Genomic DNA, 1,784 nt, shown 5'->3' with positions numbered 1-1,784 from the left:
CCCACACCGGCCCTGCCCTGCGGTAGCGGGCCGGCACCGGGTCGCCGGGCGCGTACCAGCCCACCCCGAAGCCGTCGGCGTTCACCGTCCCGTACCGCTGCCGCCGGGGCGCCCAGGACTGCCGGAAGAGGCTGTGCGGGGGCGCCACCAGCAGGTCCCGCAAAGGCGACTCAGGGCCCAGGAACGCCAGGTGGCGGCACATCAGGTCGCGCCCCCGCCCGGCACGCCGTCCGCCGGTCCCACCCGCTCCGGGAGCGCCGAGCGCGCCGTGCGGAAGCCGGAGAAGATCTGCCGGCGCACCGGAAGGTCCCAGTTGCGGAAGGTCCCCCGGCAGGCCACCGGGTCCACGGCGAAGGAGCCGCCGCGCAGCACCTTGTACTCCGTGCCGAAGAACACCTCGGAGTACTCCCGGTAGGGGAAGGCGGCGAAGCCCGGGTAGGGCAGGAAGTCGCTCGACGTCCACTCCCACACGTCACCGATCAGCTGACCCACGCCCAGCGGCGAACGCCCCGCGGGGAAGCTGCCCGCAGGCGCCGGACGCAGGTGCCGCTGCCCCAGGTTGGCGTGCTCCCGCGACGGCTCCTCGTCGCCCCACGGGTAGCGCCGGGAACGGCCGGTCGCCGGGTCGTGGCGGGCCGCCTTCTCCCATTCCGCCTCGGTCGGCAGCCGTCGCCCCGCCCACCGGGCGTAGGCGTCCGCCTCGTACCAGCTCACGTGCAGCACCGGTTCGTCGGGCGGGACGGGCTCGGTGACCCCGAAGCGCCGCCGCAGCCACTGGCCGCCCTCACGCCGCCAGTACGACGGGGCCTCCACCGCCCGGGCCCGCAGATGGGCGAAGCCCTCCGGACGCCACCAGCGGGGATCGTGATAGCCGCCGTCCTCCATGAAGGCCAGGAACGCGGCGTTGGTGACCGGGGCGGTGTCCAGGTAGAAGGGCGCCACGTCCACCGGGTGCGCCGGCCGCTCGTTGTCCAGTGCCCACGGCTCGTCGGAGGTCCCCATCACGAACGGTCCACCGGGCACCAGGACCTCGGCCGGCCCTCCGTGGACGGGGGCGGGCCCCGGGTCGGGGGCGGTCAGCACGGCCGGACCGCGGCGGAGCTGGTGGGTGATCAGCATCGTCTCGTCGTGCTGCTGCTCGTGCTGCGCGACCATGCCGAAGACGAAACCGTCCGCGGTGAACGGGGAGTCGTCGAAGGCGGCCCCTTCCAGCAGGTCCAGGACACGGCCTCGGACCTCGGCCGCGTAGCGACGGGCCTCGCCGGGCGGCAGCAACGGCAGCGAGGGGCGCTCCGCGCGGGAGTGCTCGAAGGCGTCGTACAGGCCGTCGATCTCCGGTCTCAGCGCCGCGTGGCCGCCCACCTCGCGCAGCAGCCACAGCTCCTCCTGGTTGCCGACGTGCGCCAGGTCCCACACCAGCGGTGACATCAACGGCGAGTGCTGGGCGGTGAGTTCGTGGTCGTCCAGGCAGGAGGTCAGCAGCGCGGTGCGCTCCCGGGCCGTGGACAGCGAAGCCAGGGCGCGCTCCCTGAGCGTCTCGGCGGAGCCCGCGGGCCCCCGGCCGTTCCGGTCCGTCATGACGCGTGCTCCTCACCCCGCCGCAGGCGGTCGAGGAGGTCGTCGGCGGGGCACCGGCCCCGGGACACGTACCGGTCCGCGAACTCCCCGACCGCGTCCACCACCGCCGTGCCGGCGCCCAGCCGGGGCAGGGCGTCCAGCGCGGCCGCGAAACAGACGGCGGCGGCCTCCCGCAGTTCAGGGTCGGCCAGAGCGTGCCGGGCGGC

At 75.1% G+C, this 1,784-nt stretch carries 1 protein-coding gene and 2 pseudogenes; all 3 read right to left on the bottom strand.

Features of this window, described 5'->3' with window-relative positions; all coding sequences use genetic code 11:
* Positions 1 to 202: pseudogene (locus tag HW445_RS29595) on the bottom strand (class II glutamine amidotransferase); the annotation flags it as partial.
* Positions 202 to 1,578, bottom strand: a complete 1,377-nt coding sequence (egtB, locus tag HW445_RS29590; protein ID WP_180223895.1) for an ergothioneine biosynthesis protein EgtB — start codon at positions 1,576 to 1,578, stop codon at positions 202 to 204. The gene egtB and the pseudogene HW445_RS29595, both read right to left, overlap by 1 nt.
* A pseudogene (locus HW445_RS29585) lies at positions 1,575 to 1,784 on the bottom strand (ergothioneine biosynthesis glutamate--cysteine ligase EgtA); the annotation flags it as partial. The pseudogene HW445_RS29585 and the gene egtB, both read right to left, overlap by 4 nt.

It is taken from the genome of Streptomyces sp. UH6, from assembly GCF_013421635.1.
Taxonomy (GTDB): domain Bacteria; phylum Actinomycetota; class Actinomycetes; order Streptomycetales; family Streptomycetaceae; genus Streptomyces; species Streptomyces abyssomicinicus.
Note: the sequence above shows the minus strand (reverse complement) of the source record. Positions and strands in the feature narration are given on the sequence as shown.